The sequence below is a fragment of the Streptomyces griseus genome, assembly GCF_900460065.1.
Taxonomy (GTDB): domain Bacteria; phylum Actinomycetota; class Actinomycetes; order Streptomycetales; family Streptomycetaceae; genus Streptomyces; species Streptomyces griseus.
Genome location: NZ_UAVD01000029.1, coordinates 321,697 through 337,879, shown reverse-complemented (window position 1 = coordinate 337,879; position 16,183 = coordinate 321,697). Strand labels below are relative to the sequence as shown.

At 72.3% G+C, this 16,183-nt stretch carries 16 protein-coding genes and 1 pseudogene; 7 read left to right on the top strand and 10 right to left on the bottom strand.

The genetic code is table 11. The features are described 5' to 3' along the window. Positions 1-40: 40 nt before the first annotated feature. On the bottom strand, positions 41-1,297 hold the full coding sequence (locus DTB53_RS21385; protein WP_012377999.1) for an extracellular solute-binding protein: 1,257 nt from the start codon (positions 1,295-1,297) through the stop codon (positions 41-43). A 202-nt stretch (positions 1,298-1,499) separates the two neighbouring features. Between DTB53_RS21385 and DTB53_RS21380 the strand changes: the two genes are divergently transcribed. Continuing rightward, on the top strand, positions 1,500-1,715 hold the full coding sequence (locus DTB53_RS21380; RefSeq protein WP_003964580.1) for a dodecin: 216 nt from the start codon (positions 1,500-1,502) through the stop codon (positions 1,713-1,715). Here DTB53_RS21380 and DTB53_RS21375 read toward each other — a convergent pair whose 3' ends face one another. After that, complete coding sequence (locus DTB53_RS21375) at positions 1,716-2,204, bottom strand: phosphatase domain-containing protein (RefSeq protein WP_012378000.1); 489 nt, start codon at positions 2,202-2,204, stop codon at positions 1,716-1,718. 92 nt (positions 2,205-2,296) lie between these two features. On the opposite strand from DTB53_RS21375, the gene DTB53_RS21370 reads away from it, so the two are divergent. Further along, on the top strand, positions 2,297-3,433 hold the full coding sequence (locus DTB53_RS21370; RefSeq protein WP_172595279.1) for an LLM class flavin-dependent oxidoreductase: 1,137 nt from the start codon (positions 2,297-2,299) through the stop codon (positions 3,431-3,433). A 199-nt stretch (positions 3,434-3,632) separates the two neighbouring features. Beyond that, positions 3,633-6,050 carry an excinuclease ABC subunit UvrA gene (gene uvrA, locus DTB53_RS21365; protein ID WP_012378002.1) on the top strand — a complete coding sequence of 806 codons (2,418 nt, stop codon included), beginning with the start codon at positions 3,633-3,635 and terminating at the stop codon, positions 6,048-6,050. Positions 6,051-6,114: 64 nt separating this feature from the next. On the opposite strand, the gene DTB53_RS21360 is transcribed toward uvrA, so the two are convergent. Then, a complete protein-coding gene (locus DTB53_RS21360) occupies positions 6,115-6,861 on the bottom strand; it encodes a succinate dehydrogenase/fumarate reductase iron-sulfur subunit (protein WP_003964584.1) in 747 nt (248 codons plus the stop codon). Continuing rightward, a pseudogene (gene sdhA / locus DTB53_RS21355) lies at positions 6,858-7,844 on the bottom strand (succinate dehydrogenase (quinone) flavoprotein subunit); the annotation flags it as partial. The pseudogene sdhA and the gene DTB53_RS21360, both read right to left, overlap by 4 nt. A gap of 206 nt (positions 7,845-8,050) precedes the next feature. Between sdhA and DTB53_RS21350 the strand changes: the two are divergent. Next, positions 8,051-8,713: a class F sortase gene (locus DTB53_RS21350; RefSeq protein ID WP_012378008.1), complete on the top strand. Its 663-nt coding sequence runs from the start codon at positions 8,051-8,053 to the stop codon at positions 8,711-8,713. A gap of 89 nt (positions 8,714-8,802) precedes the next feature. Here the strand turns inward: DTB53_RS21350 and DTB53_RS21345 are convergent, their stop codons facing one another. Continuing rightward, on the bottom strand, positions 8,803-9,654 hold the full coding sequence (locus DTB53_RS21345; protein ID WP_012378009.1) for a polysaccharide deacetylase family protein: 852 nt from the start codon (positions 9,652-9,654) through the stop codon (positions 8,803-8,805). A gap of 152 nt (positions 9,655-9,806) precedes the next feature. Between DTB53_RS21345 and DTB53_RS21340 the strand changes: the two genes are divergently transcribed. Next, positions 9,807-10,268: a universal stress protein gene (locus DTB53_RS21340; RefSeq protein ID WP_012378010.1), complete on the top strand. Its 462-nt coding sequence runs from the start codon at positions 9,807-9,809 to the stop codon at positions 10,266-10,268. 7 nt (positions 10,269-10,275) lie between these two features. On the opposite strand, the gene DTB53_RS21335 is transcribed toward DTB53_RS21340, so the two are convergent. Further along, positions 10,276-11,475: a CapA family protein gene (locus DTB53_RS21335; protein WP_012378011.1), complete on the bottom strand. Its 1,200-nt coding sequence runs from the start codon at positions 11,473-11,475 to the stop codon at positions 10,276-10,278. 268 nt (positions 11,476-11,743) lie between these two features. Between DTB53_RS21335 and DTB53_RS21330 the strand changes: the two genes are divergently transcribed. After that, on the top strand, positions 11,744-12,316 hold the full coding sequence (locus DTB53_RS21330; protein ID WP_003964598.1) for a sigma-70 family RNA polymerase sigma factor: 573 nt from the start codon (positions 11,744-11,746) through the stop codon (positions 12,314-12,316). Here DTB53_RS21330 and DTB53_RS21325 read toward each other — a convergent pair. Then, positions 12,250-12,447: a zf-HC2 domain-containing protein gene (locus DTB53_RS21325; RefSeq protein WP_003964599.1), complete on the bottom strand. Its 198-nt coding sequence runs from the start codon at positions 12,445-12,447 to the stop codon at positions 12,250-12,252. The genes DTB53_RS21330 and DTB53_RS21325 overlap by 67 nt on opposite strands. Before the next feature lie 111 nt (positions 12,448-12,558). Here DTB53_RS21325 and DTB53_RS21320 point away from each other — a divergent pair, with 111 nt between their 5' ends. Continuing rightward, a complete protein-coding gene (locus DTB53_RS21320) occupies positions 12,559-13,062 on the top strand; it encodes a hypothetical protein (protein WP_012378013.1) in 504 nt (167 codons plus the stop codon). Between the two features lie 9 nt (positions 13,063-13,071). On the opposite strand, the gene DTB53_RS21315 is transcribed toward DTB53_RS21320, so the two are convergent. From DTB53_RS21315 to DTB53_RS21305, 3 genes are read right to left on the bottom strand one after another with little or no spacing between them, the layout of a single operon-like run. Then, the gene (locus tag DTB53_RS21315; RefSeq protein ID WP_003964601.1) at positions 13,072-14,262 is read right to left on the bottom strand and encodes a sensor histidine kinase; all 1,191 of its coding nucleotides are present in this window, start codon (positions 14,260-14,262) and stop codon (positions 13,072-13,074) included. Beyond that, a complete protein-coding gene (locus DTB53_RS21310) occupies positions 14,259-15,764 on the bottom strand; it encodes a sodium/solute symporter (RefSeq protein ID WP_003964602.1) in 1,506 nt (501 codons plus the stop codon). The genes DTB53_RS21315 and DTB53_RS21310 overlap by 4 nt, the downstream gene beginning before the upstream one ends. Continuing rightward, the gene (locus DTB53_RS21305) at positions 15,761-16,123 is read right to left on the bottom strand and encodes a hypothetical protein (protein WP_003964603.1); all 363 of its coding nucleotides are present in this window, start codon (positions 16,121-16,123) and stop codon (positions 15,761-15,763) included. Before DTB53_RS21305 ends, DTB53_RS21310 begins: the two co-directional genes overlap by 4 nt. Positions 16,124-16,183: the final 60 nt, after the last annotated feature.

The window sequence follows — 16,183 nt, the reverse complement described above, 5'->3', positions numbered from 1 at the left end:
CGCCCCGGGGAAGCCGTGTCGCGGGGAAGCCGCCCGGGGATCAGCCGCTGCCGGCGAGCAACGCGGTGATGCGCTCGGAGGCGGCCTTGGCCTCGCGGGCCGGGTCGCCGCCCTCGAGCACGGCCGTCATGTACGGCTTGATCGGGTTCTCCGCCTCGACCCTGGCCCACTGGGGCGAGTTGGGGGTGGCACGGCCGCGGGTGGCGCCCTCGGCCATCGCCGCGGTGCCCTCTTCGCCCTCGATGACATGGGCGAGACTCGGCTTGTTGGGAACGTAGCTCATGCCCCGGGCGAGCTCCGTCTGCCACTTCTCGCTCGCCAGCGCCTTGACGACGGCGATCCCGGCGGTGCGCTCGTCGGCCTTCTTCGGGACGATGAGGTCGGAGCCGCCGGTGAATACCGAGCCCGGGGCCTTCGAGGACTTGCCGGGGATGGGGAAGTAGCCCAGCCTTCCCTTGAGTTCGGGGTTCTTCTGCTCGATGAGCGCGGCGCTGCCCGGGGTCGAGATGATCTGCGCGACATCGCCCTTGGCGAAGACGTCGGTCTGCGGGGGCTTCTCCTCGTCGGCGTCCGTGGGTCCGTCGCCGAGCGCCTGGAGTTCCTGGTAGAACTCCATGCCCGCGAGGGCCTCCGGGGTGTCCAGGGCGCCCTGCCAGTCGCCGCCGTTCTCGTCGGCGAGTTCCCCGCCCTCGTCCCAGATGAAGCCGGCGAGCACGTACCAGTTCTGACCCGCCAGGTAGATGCCCTGGTTGCCGGCCTTGTTGAGCTTCTCGGTGACGGCGATCCACTCGTCGCGCGTCTTCGGGAGGGTGTCGATACCCGCCCCCTCGAAGATCTCCTTGTTGTAGATCACCACCCGGTTGGCCGCGTACCACGGGATGCCGTACTGCACGCCGTTGATGCTGCCCGGCTGGGCCAGGCCGGGCAGCCAGTCCTCGCTGCCCAGGTCGCGCATCGATTCGAGGGTCAGATCGCGCAGGCCGCCGCTCTCCGCGTACTGCGCGACCTGGGTGTTCCCGACCTCGATCACGTCAGGGGCGTCGTCGCCCTCCAGCGCCGAGAGAACCTTGGGGCCGATGCCACTCCACTCCTGGATCTTGAAGTCCAGCTGGATGGAGGGGTTCTCCTCCTCGTACGAGCGGGTGAACTTGTCCAGGAAGCCGGGCGAGACGCTGTCCTTCATCAGCCAGACCGTCACCGTGCGGTCACCGCTGCCCGAGCCGGGTATGAAGCCGCATCCGCCGAGTGCGACGGACGAGACAAGCGCGATGGCTCCGGCCAGAATGCGGTTCTTCACGTGGTCACCTTCTGCAAACGACACAACGAAATCGGGACCCGGTGTGGGGGGATTGCGGGCGGCGCTCGCACGGGTGGTTGGCTGAATTTTGGTATGGACCATTCATAAGGTCAAGACGGACACCCGCACCGATTCGCCTCATCCTCCCCCTCGCGGGAGACCCCGGATTGATGCAACGTGGTCACAGGAGAGGAGACAAACAATGGCGAATCACACCTATCGGGTCACCGAGATCGTAGGAACCTCCGAGGAGGGCATCGACGCGGCGATCCGGAACGGCGTAGCAAGAGCGGCGGAAACGTTGCACAATCTCGATTGGTTCGAGATTAATCAAGTTCGAGGCCATATCGAAGATGGCCGAATCGCGCACTACCAAGTCGGCCTCAAGGTGGGCTTCCGGCTTGACGAAAGCGCCTGATCAGGTCCGCCCCTCGCGTTCCTGGGCATCCTTCAGCGCCGCCGACGGGTCGGCCCAGAGAGCACGCACCACAGGAAATCCGGCCACCTGGGCCGCGTCGCAGACCAGTTCGTCGTCGTCCACGAGCATGCGCACCCGCTCCTTGCGCCCCAACTGCCGAAGGACGTCGAGCTTCGTCCGGCGCGCGGGGCGCCGGTCGTCGTTGCGCCGCATGAACAGCGTGCCCTCCGGCAGCCCCTGACGGCTCAGCCAGGCCACGGTGTCGCGACGGCAGCGCTCGGGGCGTCCGGTCAGATAGACGATTCGGCACTCCTCGGCGCTCGCCAGCACCATCCGGACGCCCTCCGCGAGCGGCGGGTCGTCCACGGCAGCGGCGAAGAAGCCGGACCAGTCGCGCTTCGGGCCTTCCAGGAAGTGCTGCCGGTGGGCGGTGTCCGCGAGCGTGCCGTCCAGGTCGAATACGGCCAGCGGCCGTGCGTCGGTGTCCACTCCCCCAGCTTAGGAAACCCCGGCGCTCGCGGCGCCGGGCCGTCGCGCGGGAATCCCCGGGGGGCGCGGCGTGCGCGCGGGAAGCCGGGCCGATGGGGGAATCCTGGGAGGACGACGGTGTTGAAGAGAGCGTGAGCTCTGTGATCGCCTCGACCCGCTTCTCCGTCCTGGACCGCTCCCGCACCCGGGAGGGGCACGACGCCGCCCGGGCGCTGCGCGACACCGTCGACCTGGCCCGGGAGGCGGAGGCGCTCGGCTTCCACCGCTTCTGGGTCTCCGAGCACCACGGCGTGCCGGGGGTCGCGGGTTCCGCGCCGACGGTGCTGGCCGCCGCCGTCGCCGCGGCGACCTCCACCATCCGGGTCGGCACCGGCGGGGTGATGCTGCCCAACCACCGGCCGCTGGTCGTCGCCGAGCAGTTCGGCGTGCTCGCGTCGCTCTTTCCCGGCCGGATCGACATGGGGCTCGGCCGCTCCGTGGGGTTCACCGACGGCGTACGCCGGGCGCTCGGCCACGGCAAGGAGGACGCCGAGGACTTCCCCGGCCGGCTCGCCGAACTGCTCGGCTGGATCGACGGCACCCAGCAGGTCCACCCCGGGGTGCGGGCCCGCCCGGCGGAGGGCCTGCGCATCCCCGCGTACGTCCTCGCGATCGGGGAGGGCGCGTCGGTCGCCGCGGCCGCCGGGCTCCCCCTCGTCATCGGTGACCTGCGCGGGCGGGAGAAGGTGCTGCGCGCCATCGACGTGTACCGCCGCGACTTCCGCCCCTCGGCCCGCGCCGAGCGGCCGGAGGTGATCGTCGCGGGCACGGTGGCCGTCGCCGGCACCGAGGAGGCGGCCCGCCGGCTGCTCGTGCCGGAGGCCTGGGCCATGGCCCAGGCCCGCACGCGCGGGGACTTTCCGCCGCTGGCGCCGGCCGAGCGCGTCGAGGCCCTGGCCATGACGGCGAAGGAGCGCGGACTGTACGAGCAGGGGCTCACCGGCCATGTCCACGGCACCGAGGACCAGGTGGCCGGTCAGCTGGAGCGGGCGATCCGGGAGACCGGGGCGGACGAGGTGCTCGTCACGACCAGTACGTACGACCGGGAGGGGCTGGTGGACTCGCTGCGGCGGCTCTCCCGGATCGTCCGGCCCCCGGAGCGGGACCGGGACGACGGACCGGTGCGGAGCCTCGACGTCCGACAGCCGCCGGACCACACCACGAGGGACCGGCGAGGCCGGGAAGCGTGAGGCGCTCCGCGACGACGCACGCTTGAGCGACGGACTCCCGGACGGTCCTCACCACCACCCGCGCCCGCGCACCGTGAGGCGCACCGCCGGAAGCGGGTGCCCGACGCCGGATCCCGGAGGCCCGCCGCCGGCCCCGACGCCTAGAATCGGACTGTTTGTCCCGTCAGGCGTCAGAACCCACCCGTACGGAGCCGAGCCCATGCACTCCCCCCACGATCCGTACGTCCGCGTGCGCGGCGCCCGCGAGCACAACCTCAAGAACGTCCGGGTCGACATCCCGCGCGACACCCTGACCGTGTTCACGGGCGTGTCCGGGTCCGGGAAGTCCTCGCTCGCCTTCGGGACCATCTACGCGGAGGCCCAGCGCCGCTACTTCGAGTCCGTGGCCCCCTACGCCCGGCGGCTGATCCATCAGGTGGGCGCGCCCGCCGTCGGGGAGATCACCGGGCTGCCCCCCGCCGTCTCGCTGGAGCAGCGGCGGTCCGCCCCGGGGGCCCGGTCCTCCGTCGGCACGGTGACGACGCTCTCCAACTCGCTGCGCCTGCTCTTCTCCCGTGCGGGCGACTATCCGCCGGGGGCCGAGCGACTGGACTCCGACTCCTTCTCCCCCAACACCGCCGTCGGGGCGTGCCCGGAGTGCCACGGGCTGGGGCGGATCCACCGGACGGACGAGGCGCTGCTCGTCCCGGACCCCTCGCTGTCGATCCGGGAGGGCGCGATCGCCGCGTGGCCGGGGGCGTGGCAGGGGAAGAACCTGCGGGACGTGCTGGACGCCCTGGGCCACGACGTCGACCGGCCGTGGCGGGAGCTGGATCCGAAGGACCGCGAGTGGATCCTGTTCACCGACGAGCAGCCGGTGGTGACGGTCCATCCGGTGCGGGACGCGGGCCGGATCCAACGCCCGTACCAGGGCACGTACATGAGCGCGCGGCGCTATGTGCTGCACACCTTCGCCGACACCAGGAGCCGGGCCCTGCGGGCGAAGGCGGAGCGCTTCCTGACCAGCGCCCCGTGTCCGGTGTGCGGCGGGAGCCGGCTGCGGCCGGAGGCGATGGCGGTGACCTTCGCGGGGCGGACCATCGCGGAGCTGGCCGGGCTCCCGCTGTCCGCGCTGGCCGAGGTGCTGTCCGGTGCGGGGGCGGGCGGCGAGGAGACGGCCCGGGTGCTGACGGCCGATCTGCTGGCGCGGATCGGGACGGTGACGGAGCTGGGTCTCGGCTATCTGAGCCTGGACCGGACCGCTCCGACGCTGTCCTCCGGCGAGCTGCAACGGCTGCGGCTGGCAACGCAGTTGCGGTCGGGACTCTTCGGTGTCGTGTACGTCCTGGACGAGCCGTCGGCCGGGCTGCACCCGGCGGACACCGAGGCGCTGCTCGGGGTGCTGGGCCGCCTGAAGGAAGCCGGGAACTCGGTCTTCGTGGTGGAGCACCAGATGGATGTGGTGCGGCGGGCGGACTGGCTGGTGGACGTGGGTCCGCTGGCCGGCGAGCACGGCGGGCGGGTGCTGCACAGCGGGCCGCCCGAGGGGCTCGCCCGGGTGCCGGAGTCGGCGACGCGGCGGTTCCTGTTCGAGGAGGGGCCCGCGCCCGTGCGGGAGCCACGGGTGCCGACCGGGTGGATCCGGCTCTCCGGCGTCGAGCGGCACAATGTGCGGGGGGCCGACGCGGCGTTCCCGCTCGGGGTGTTCACCGCGGTGACCGGGGTGTCCGGATCGGGCAAGTCGACCTTGGTCGGCCAGGTGCTCGCCGGAGTGCTGGCGGACCGGCAGGCGGGTGAGGAGGCGACCGGGGCGGGCGAGCGGTTCTGCGCTTCCGTCACCGGTCTCGAGGCGGTGGACCGGCTCGTCCAGGTCGACCAGAAGCCCATCGGCCGTACGCCCCGGTCCAATCTGGCCACGTACACGGGTCTGTTCGACGCCGTGCGGAAGCTGTTCGCGGGGACGGACGCGGCGCGGGAGCGGGGGTACACGGCGGGGCGGTTCTCGTTCAACGTGAGCGGTGGGCGGTGCGAGACCTGCCAGGGCGAGGGGTTCGTCTCGGTGGAGCTGCTGTTCCTGCCGAGCACCTACGCGCCCTGTCCGGACTGCCACGGCGCCCGGTACAACCCCCGGACCCTGGACGTCACGCTGAACGGGCTGACGATCGCTCAGGTCCTGGAGCTGACCGTGGAGTCGGCGGCCTCCTTCTTCGCCGGGACGCCGGCCGCCGAGCGGGCGCTGACCACCCTGCTGGACGTGGGGCTCGGCTATCTGCGGCTCGGTCAGCCCGCCACGGAGCTGTCCGGCGGTGAGGCGCAGCGCATCAAGCTGGCGGCGGAGCTCCAGCGCACCCGGCGCGGACACACGCTGTATCTGCTGGACGAGCCGACGACGGGGCTGCATCCGGCCGATGTGGAGGTGCTGATGCGGCAGTTGCACTCCCTGGTCGACGCCGGCGGCACGGTGGTGGTCGTGGAGCACGACATGGCCGTGGTGGCGGGCGCGGACCACGTCATCGACCTGGGCCCGGAGGGCGGGGACCGGGGCGGCCGGATCGTGGCGGCCGGGACGCCGGCGGAGGTGGCGCGCGAGGCCGGGAGCCGTACGGCGCCGTATCTGGCGAAGGCGCTGCGGCACTGACCGTGCGCGGATGATCCCGTACGGTCCGACGCGATCGGAACCGTACGGGATGATCGGGCCCGTGTCAGCGGCGGACTTTGCGGGTCGCCCGCAGCCACTCCTTGTTCATCGCGGCGATCGAGGGCAGCGGAATGCCCTTGGGGCAGGCCGTGGCGCACTCGCCGGTCAGGGTGCAGCCGCCAAAGCCCTCCTCGTCCATCTGGGCCACCATGTCCAGGACGCGGGTCTCGCGTTCCGGCGCGCCCTGCGGCAGGACGTTGAGGTGGTTGACCTTCGCCGAGGTGAACAGCATCGCCGAGCCGTTGGGGCAGGCGGCGACGCAGGCTCCGCAGCCGATGCACTCGGCGTGCTCGAAGGCGAAGTCGGCGTCCGGCTTGGGCACCGGGGTGGCGTGGGCGTCCGGGGCGGTGCCGGTGGGGGCGGAGATGTAGCCGCCGGACTGGATGATGCGGTCGAACGAGGAGCGGTCCACGACCAGGTCCTTGATGACCGGGAAGGCGGAGGCCCGCCAGGGCTCGATGTCGATCGTGTCGCCGTCGGCGAAGGAGCGCATGTGGAGCTGGCAGGTGGTGGTGCGCTCGGGGCCGTGGGCGTCGCCGTTGATGACGAGGCTGCACGCGCCGCAGATGCCCTCGCGGCAGTCGTGGTCGAAGGCGACGGGCTCGTCCCCGGCGAGGGTGAGTTCCTCGTTGAGGGTGTCGAGCATCTCCAGGAACGACATGTCGGCGGAGATGTTGTCGACTTCGTAGGTGGCCATGGCGCCGGGCGTCTCGGGGTTCTGCTGGCGCCAGACGCGCAGGGTGAGCTTCATGCGTAGCTCCGCTGGGTGGGGTGGACGTACTCGAAGACGAGGTCTTCCTTGTGCAGGACGGGGGCGCCGCCGGTGGCGGTGAACTCCCAGGCGGCGGCGTAGGAGAACTCCTCGTCGCGCCGTTCGGCCTCGCCGTCCGGGGTCTGGGACTCCTCGCGGAAGTGGCCGCCGCAGGACTCGGCCCGGTGCAGGGCGTCGAGGCACATGAGCTCGGCGAGCTCCAGGTAGTCGACGATGCGGTTCGCCTTCTCCAGCGACTGGTTGAACTGTTCGCCGGTGCCGGGGACCTTGATGCGGCGCCAGAACTCCTCGCGGATCTCCGGGATCCTGGCGAGCGCCTTGCGCAGACCGTCGTCGGTGCGGGCCATCCCGCAGTACTCCCACATGAGTTCGCCGATCTCGCGGTGGAAGGAGTCGGGGGTGCGGTCGCCGTCGACGGAGAGCAGCAGGTTGATGCGGTCCTCGGTCTCCGCCACGGCTTCCGCGACGGCGGGGTGCGCCGCGTCCACGGTGTCGGTGTGCGGGTTGCGGGCGAGGTAGTCGTTGATGGTGGAGGGCAGGACGAAGTAGCCGTCGGCGAGGCCCTGCATCAGGGCGGAGGCGCCGAGGCGGTTGGCCCCGTGGTCGGAGAAGTTGGCCTCGCCGATGGCGAAGAGGCCGGGGATGGTGGTCTGGAGGTCGTAGTCGACCCAGAGGCCGCCCATCGTGTAGTGCACGGCGGGGTAGATCCGCATGGGGACCGTGTAGGGGTCCTCGTCGGTGATCCGCTGGTACATGTCGAAGAGGTTGCCGTACTTGGCCTCGACGGCTTTGCGGCCCATGCGCTGGATGGCCTCGGCGAAGTCCAGGTAGACCCCCTGGCCGCCGGGGCCGACGCCGCGTCCCTCGTCGCAGACGTTCTTGGCGGCGCGGGAGGCGATGTCGCGGGGCACCAGGTTCCCGAAGGCGGGGTAGATCCGCTCCAGGTAGTAGTCGCGCTCGTCGCGACACGCCGTACGAAAACCCCCGAACCTGACGGAGCCGCAGGTCACGGACCGTCAGAACTTTTATCCGCTCATTACTCCGATGGGCAGGCACCCGGTGGACGCCCGGCAGGCGCCCGCCCCCGCCGCCACCCGTTCGCCCCGCCCTGATCGCCGCCCGGACCCCGCGCCCTTAGCGTTCACAGCGTCGCGACGAAGGGAGAACCATGGGCCGGGACTACGCTGGCGCCGAGCGGACCAGACGTGTGCCATGGGGTGCGATCGCCCTGGTGCTGCTCAGCGGCCTCGCCCTCATGCGCAACGGCACGGAGTTCGGGGAGTCGGGTCCCCCGCAGCCCGCGGCAGCCGCCTCGCTGGACCTGGGCAAGGACACCGCGGGGCCGCCGGTGGAGGGCGAACCGGTGCAGCCGCTGCCGTACGCCCCGGCCTCCCGGGTGAAGGTCCCGTCCATCGACGTCGACGCCCCGATCATCGACGTCAACCTGGACGCCAACGGGTGGATCGACGCCCCGCCCGCCGAGGACCCCAACCTCGCCGGCTGGTACCAGAACGGCATCGCCCCCGGCCAGCGCGGCACCGCCGTGGTCGTCGGCCACGTCGACAACAACTCCGGGCCCGCGGTCTTCTACGGCCTCGGCTCGCTCCAGAAGGGGCACCGCGTCGAGGTGGACCGCTACGACGGCCGGGTCGGGATCTTCGAGGTGTACGGGGTGGAGGTCTTCTCCAAGAACGACTTCCCCGGCCCCCGGGTCTACGGCGACACCGGCCACGCCGAGCTGCGGGTCATCACCTGCGGCGGGGGCTACTCCAAGGCGGGCGGCTACGACGGCAACGTGGTGGTCTTCGCCCGGCTCGTCGACACCCGCTGACGACTCCCCTCCCCCCACGCGGCCACGGCCCCCGGTCGCCTCGTGCGAGGAGACCGGGGGCGCTGTCGTGCGCGGACACCGTTCTCGGCTCAGAGACGGCGCGGCACCGTGATGCGGTAGCCGGAGTCCAGCAGTCGGGGGAGATAGCGGCGCAGCGCGGCGACGCTCTGCGAGCGGTCGCCGCCCGCGTCGTGCGAGAGGACGACGACACCGGGCGCCGCTCCGTCCAGCACCCGGCGGACGATGGTGCCGGTGCCCGGCGTCTTCCAGTCGAGCGTGTCCACGGTCCAGGCCATGGGCTCCATGCCCAACTCGGCGCCGATCTCGAAGGAGTTGCGGTTCCAGGCGCCGTAGGGGGCGCGGTACCAGAGCGGCGGGGAGCCGAGCGCCCGGTCCACCACCTCGCTGGTGCGTCCCAGTTCGTCGCGGATCGCCGGGCGGGAGAGCTTCGGGATCAGCGGGTGCGACCAGGAGTGGTTGCCCACCACATGCCCGTCGTCGGCCATCTCGCGCAGCAGGTCGGGGTTGCTGTCGGCCATCTCCCCGCAGACGAAGAACATCGCGCGGACCCGGTGCTCGCGCAGGACGGCCAGGATGTCCGGGGTGTGGAGCGGGTCGGGCCCGTCGTCGAAGCTCAGGACCATCGAGTGGCCGATCTCGGGGAGGTGCTCGATGGGCCGGACGCGCACCGGCGGCCGGGCCGGCCCGAACCGGGGCGGATGGTCGGCCGTCATGGGTTCGAGCCGGTACGGGGAGGACCGGCCCCGGACGTTTCCCGGAGGCCCGGCGGCCGCGGCGGGCGGCGTGTCCGCGGCGGGTGCGGGGCGGCCGGGCGCGGAGGCCGGATCGGCGGCGATCAGGTGCACGGCGGTGGCGGCCCCGAGGCCGAGGGCGACCCTCAGCAGGGTGCGGCGCTCGTGTCCGGTGTGATCACTTCTCATGGCCAACTGCTCGCACGAGCGGGCGTCCGCCTCCGCCGCCGACACCGATCGATGCCCGTTTTGTACACGATCGAAGCAGTATGTTCATCTCCATGCGAGCCGGTCGGCGGCCCGTGGCCTCCCGTCCGGGACGAGCCGATAGCCTCGGAGCCGTGACAGAGCAGCAGCCTCATCGGTTCGAGCGCGGTACGGACGGCCCCAAGGTGATCGTCGCGGGGCTCGACGGCTCCGATTCGTCGATGCGCGCGGCGGCCTACGCCGCCGGGCTGGCCCGTCGGCAGAACGCCATGCTGGCCCTGGTGTACGTCCAGCCCGTCATGACGGCGGGCGCGGCGCTGGGCGTGCCGGTGAGCGACGCCACGGTCGAGGTGGCGGAGGACCTGGTCTCCGAGATCCGCGCGGCGACCGAGCGCTTCAGTGACGCGTGGGACATGCGCTGGGAGTTCCACACCTTCCGGGGCGATCCGTACAACGGGCTGGTGACGGCGGCCGACGAACTGAAGGCGGACGCGGTGGTGGTCGGGGCGTCGGAGTCGGCCGGGCACCGCTTCGTCGGTTCGGTGGCCGTGCGTCTGGTGAAGGCGGGGCGCTGGCCGGTCACCGTGGTGCCGTGAGGACAGCTCACCGGCCCATGAGGAGCCCGTCGCCCTCCGCTCCCCTCCCGAGGACCACCGTACGGATACGGTCGCGGATCTCGCGGAGGCGCTCGTCCCCGTCGCCCGGGGAGGCGTTGAGGTTGACGGTGCGTCCGGTGTCGGTGTCGTACCACTGCGGGACGAACTCCGCCTTCTTCACCGTCCAGCGCTCCCCCGGCTTCGCGGGCGGCGCGAAGGTGAAGCGTCCCATCGAACCCTGGTTGCCGCGCGGGTCCTGGACGCCCTCGTAGTTGATCATCGCTCCGGCGATCTGGTCGCCCATCCCGTAGACGACCCAGGTGCCGTTGACCTTCTCGTACGCCTGCGGCACATGCGCGTGGGTGCCGATGATCAGGTCGATGTCGGGGCGGCCCCCGTAGGCGGACGCGGTGAGCCGCTGGGCCAGGTCCCGTTGGGTCGCGTCGGGCTCGTCCTGCCATTCGGTGCCCCAGTGGACGGAGAGGACGACGACGTCGGCGCCGGCCCGCCGGGCCGCCCTCGCCTCCTCGACGATCTTCCGCTCGTCGGTGACGTTGACCGTCCAGGGCCGGTCGGCGGGGACCGGGATGTCGTTGGTGCCGTAGGTGTACGCGAGGTGGGCGACCCTGGCCGCGTTCTCGCCCGGCCCGGCGGGCAGGATCGTGGGCCGGGCGGCCTCGGCCGCGGTACGGGCGGAGCCGGCGTGCCGGATGCCCGCCGCGTCCAGCGCGGCGAGGGTGCGCGAGACCCCCTCGGCCCCGTCGTCGAGGGTGTGGTTGGAGGCGGTGGAGCAGGAGTCGTACCCGGTGGTGCGCAGGGCCGCGGCGACCTCCGGGGGCGACTTGAAGCTGGGGTAGCCGGTGTAGGGGCCGCCCTCCTCGCCGTACACCGTCTCCATGTGGCAGAACGCCAGGTCCGCGGCGGAGACGACCGGGGCGACGCCCGCCAGCATCGGGGCGAAGTCGTAGCCCGCGCCGCCCGCGTCGACAGCGGCCCGGTCGATCACGGAGGAGTGCGGCAGGATGTCGCCCGCGGCGAGGAGCGTGAACGGGCGGGGCCCCGCGGCGTCCTGGCCGCCGGCGCCCCGGGCCGCCCCGGGCGGCCCGGTCGGGTCGGGGGCGGCGGGCTGCTGCCCGGTGCAGCCGGTGGCAGCGGCGAGCAGGAGGGCGATGGCGGTCGCGGTGCCCGGTCGGATGCGCAGCGTCATCTGCTCGACTCCATGTTCGGATGAATATGACTATCCGACTACATAGATCGTCATACCGTAGAGGCAAGGAGCATTGCCGCATACCTAGCTGAACTGGTCGTACCGCCCGACCCCGACGGCCCCTCGACCGTTCACCGCACCATTCGCCGCACTGAGCGACCGCTCGTCGCACGCCTCGGCGCACCGCCTGTTCCCACGCCGCCGAATGCGTTCGGATACGCCAAGTCGGCAACGAGGCCGCCAGGGGCCGCGGCGGGAGAGGGCGTTCATGAAGACCACCACGACGACCGACGAACGGACCCTCGCCGCATTGCAGCGGGACCACGGCCCCGCGCTGTTCCACTTCCTCCTCGGCCTGACCTTCGGGGACCGGCAGCGGGCCGAGGACCTGGTGCAGGAGACCCTGGTACGCGCCTGGCAGCACCCCGAGGCCTTCGACGCGCCCTACGCCTCGATGCGGCCGTGGCTGTTCACCGTGGGCCGCCGCCTCGCCATCGACGCGCGGCGCTCCCGCCAGGCCCGTCCCGTCGAGGTCAGCGACACGGTGCTGGAGAGCACCCCGGACGCCCTGGACACCGCGGACTGCGCCGTCCGCGCCCTGGACGTCCGTGAGGCGGTCCGCACCCTCAGCCCGGAGCACCGCGCGGTGCTGGTGCAGATCTACTTCCGGGGACTGAGCGTCGGCGAGACGGCCCAGGTGCTCGGCATCCCCGCGGGGACCGTCAAGTCCCGCTCGTACTACGCCCTGCGGGTCCTCGCGCGGACGCTGCCCGGCTACTCCCGCAGGTCCTCCGCCCGCAGCAGCGCCAGCAGGGCGGAGGCCTCGGTCATCTCCACGTAGACCCGCGCACAGCCGTCACAGCCCCGGAGATGACGGGCGACCCCGCGGGTCTCCTCCGCGTCCAGGGCGTCCAGGACGTACGCGCCCAGCAGCAGGCGCACGTGCGGGTCGTCGCCGGGGTCGACACTCATTCACTGCCTCGCATCTCCTGGGCGATCCTCCCTTCTGCCCACGCGGGGCACCCGCCCCCGGTTCAATGCTGCGTGAAGCCCGGCACCGAGCAAGGAAAGAGGCGAGACGGGATGCGTCCCGAGGATACGGATGGGACCGGAGGGAACGGGCTCCAGGTACCGATGAACTGGTTGTCCACGGAGTATCTCGCCGATGACCTGTTACGGACCGGCGATCTGATGGAACCGACGACCCTGGAGTTCCGGGCGGGGCGCGACGCCCTCGCGCTGACGATGTTCCTGTGCGGAGTACCCCGGGACGCGCCCTCCTCGCGGGCCCTGCCGGGACCGCGCGTCGACGAGCTGCGGATCCTCACGGCGTACGAGTGCACCTGGCGCGCCTGGATCTGCGAGCGGCTGGCCGAGGCGGAACGGAACACCGCGCCGGGCGACCCCGATCTGGCGCTGGCGCGGGCGGCCTGGCGGTGGCTGGAGGAGACCGAGCTGCTCGCGGCGGACCTCGACGCGATCGGCCCCGCTCCGTGGGACGCCGCGGACGATCAGGAGGTCAGGGTCTGGACGCCCGCCTGGCAGCTGGGGCTGCCGCTGGGGCATCTGGCCGTCCACCTGTGCTGAGTACCCCGCTCAGGAACCGTGCACCCCGGCACGGTACTTGGGCAGCCGCAGCGTGATCTTCATGCCGGCTCCGATCCCGGTCTCGATGACCAGGCCGTAGGCGTCGCCGTAGACCTGCCGCAGCCGCTCGTCCACGTTGAGCAGGCCGATGCCGGTGGAGGCGCCGCCCTCCCCCCGCAGGATCTGCCGCAGCCGTTCGGGGTCCATGCCGGTTCCGTCGTCCTCGATGACCACCTCGGCCTCCGAGCCGGCGTCCAGGGCGCTGATGGTGATGCGGCTGCGGGTGACCGCCCCTTCGAGACCGTGTTTGACGGCGTTCTCCACCAGCGGCTGGAGGCACAGGAACGGGAGTGCGACGGGCAGCACCTCGGGGGCGACCTGGAGGGTCACGGCGAGGCGTTCGCCGAAACGGGCCCGGACGAGGGCCAGATACTGGTCGATGGAGTGGAGTTCGTCGGCCAGCGTGGTGAACTCCCCGTGCTTGCGGAACGAGTAGCGGGTGAAGTCGGCGAACTCCAGCAGCAGTTCACGGGCCTGTTCCGGGTCGGTCCGGACGAACGAGGCGATGGCGGCCAGCGAGTTGAAGATGAAGTGCGGGGAGATCTGGGCCCGCAGGGCCTTGATCTCCGCCTCGATGAGCTGGGTGCGGGAGCGGTCCAGCTCGGCCAGCTCCAACTGGACGCAGACCCAGCGGGCCACCTCCCCCGCCGCCCGGGCCAGCACGGCCGACTCGCGCGGGGCATAGGCGACCAGCGCGCCCAGCACCCGGTTCTCGACGGTGAGCGGAACGGCGACGGCCCAGCGGAGCGGGCAGTCGAGATCGGCGCAGCCGCTGTCGAAGGCGGTACCGCGGCCGTTGTCCAGGAGCACCCTCAGGTGTTCCATGACGTCCTTGCCGTGGTGGTGCCCGGCGCCGTCCCAGACCAGCACCCGGTCCCGGTCGGTGAGGCAGAGGGCGTCGGTGCCGAGCAGGGAACGCAGCCGGCGGGCGGCCCGGCGGGCGCTCTCCTCGGTGAGGCCGGCGCGCAGCGGCGGGGCGGCCAGCGAAGCGGTGTGCAGGGTCTCGAACGTGGCGTGCTCGACCGGCGTGCCGACGTCGCTGGGGCGCAGCGGCCGGGCGGTGCGGCGTCCCACCAGATACCCGGCGCCGAGCAGCAGCACGGCCGGCACGGCGAGGGCGGCGAGCGCGGCCCCGGTCATCGCTCCCGCCCCGCGGCGGAGCGCGCCGAGGAGAGTGCCTCGGGAAGGTGGAACCGGGTCATGGCGGCATTGGTGCCCGGGGGTATCCGCCCCGGCGTGGCGAGCGAGACGAGGATCATCGCGAGGAACCCCACCGGGACGGACCAGACGGCGGGCCAGGCGAGCAGGGCGTGCGGCCAGCCCGGCGGGCGGACGGCTCCGCTGACCGTGATGGCCACCGCGACGAGAGCGGAGCCGCCGCCCAGGAGGAGGCCCGCGACGGCTCCGGGCGGGGTGAGCCGCCGCCACCAGATGCCGAGGATGAGCAGCGGGCAGAAGGAGGAGGCGGAGACGGCGAAGGCCATGCCCACCGCGTCGGCCACCGGCACCCGGCTCACCAGCAGGGAGCCGGCGAGCGGTACGGCGATGGCGAGCACGGTGGCGAGCCGGAAGTGGCGGACGCCGCGCGAGGGCAGGACGTCCTGGGTGATGACTCCGGCGACGGCCATGGTGAGCCCGGAGGCGGTGGAGAGGAACGCGGCGAACGCCCCTCCGGCGATCAGCGCCCCGAGGAGGTCGCCGCCGAGTCCGCCGATGACGCGGGCGGGCAGCAGCAGGACGGCGGCGTCGGCGTCTCCCCCGTACCGCAGTTCGGGCGTGTAGAGCCGGCCGAGCGCTCCGTAGATCGGCGGCAGCAGATAGAAGAGGCCGACCAGGGCGAGGACGGCGACGGTGGTGCGGCGGGCGTCGCGGCCGTTGGGGCTGGTGTAGAAGCGGACGACGACGTGGGGCAGGCCCATCGTGCCGAGGAAGGTGGCCACGATCAGGCCGTAGGTGGCGTACAGCGGATGGTCGGCGCGGAAGACGGCGAACTGGTCGTCGAAGCTGACCCGGGGGCGGCCGTCGCCCTGCCAGGCGAGGACCAGGAAGAGGGCGGGGACCAGGAGCGCGGTGAGCTTGAGCCAGTACTGGAAGACCTGGACGAAGGTGATGGAACGCATGCCGCCCGCCGCGACGGCGGCGGCGACGACCGTGGCGACGAGCACGTCGCCGAGCCAGCCCGGAGCGCCGGTGAGGATCTTCAGCGTCAGCCCGGCCCCTTGGAGCTGCGGTACGAGGTAGAGCCAGCCCGCGCCGACAACGAGCGCGCTGACCAGGCGGCGGACCTGCCGTGATTCGAGCCGGCCCTCGGCGAAGTCGGGGAGCGTGTACGCCCCGGAGCGGCGCAGCGGGGCGGCGACGAAGACCAGGAGCACGAGGTATCCGGCGGTGTAGCCGACCGGGTACCAGAGCATGTCGGGGCCGTGGACGAGGACGAGCCCGGCGACGCCGAGGAAGGAGGCCGCGGAGAGGTATTCGCCGCTGATGGCGGCGGCGTTGAGGCGGGGCCGCACGGTGCGCGAGGCGACGTAGAAGTCGGAGGTCGTACGGGAGATGCGCAGGCCGAAGCCGCCGACGAGGACGGTGGCGAGGACGACGAGGGCGACCGCCACCCAGGACGCCATGTGGTCGGGGGTGCTCACGGGGCGGGGCGGCCCTCCACCAGCCGGGCGAAGTCGCGTTCGTTGCGCTCGGCCCGGCGGACGTACCACCAGGCGGCCAGGGTGAGCGGCGGGTAGGTCGCGAAGCCGAGCACCGCCCAGACGAGGGCGGAGCTGTTCAGCGCGGCGAACAGGAGCGGCAGGGTGCCCGCGACGAGGGCGAGGACGCCGAAGACGGTGAGCCCGGCGCGCAGTTGGCCGCGCATCAGCGAGCGTACGTAGGCGCCGCCGAGTGCGGTCTGCTCGTCGATCTCCGCCTGGGTGCGGTAGCGGGGCAGCGGGCGCACCCGGCGCGGCTCCCCCGTGACCACTTCGCGCCGGGGCGATGGCTCTGCGGACATGGGCTCGGAGTGTAGGCGTCGGCGGGCGGTGCTGGGAAGGGTTCGGCGAAGAACTCCCCA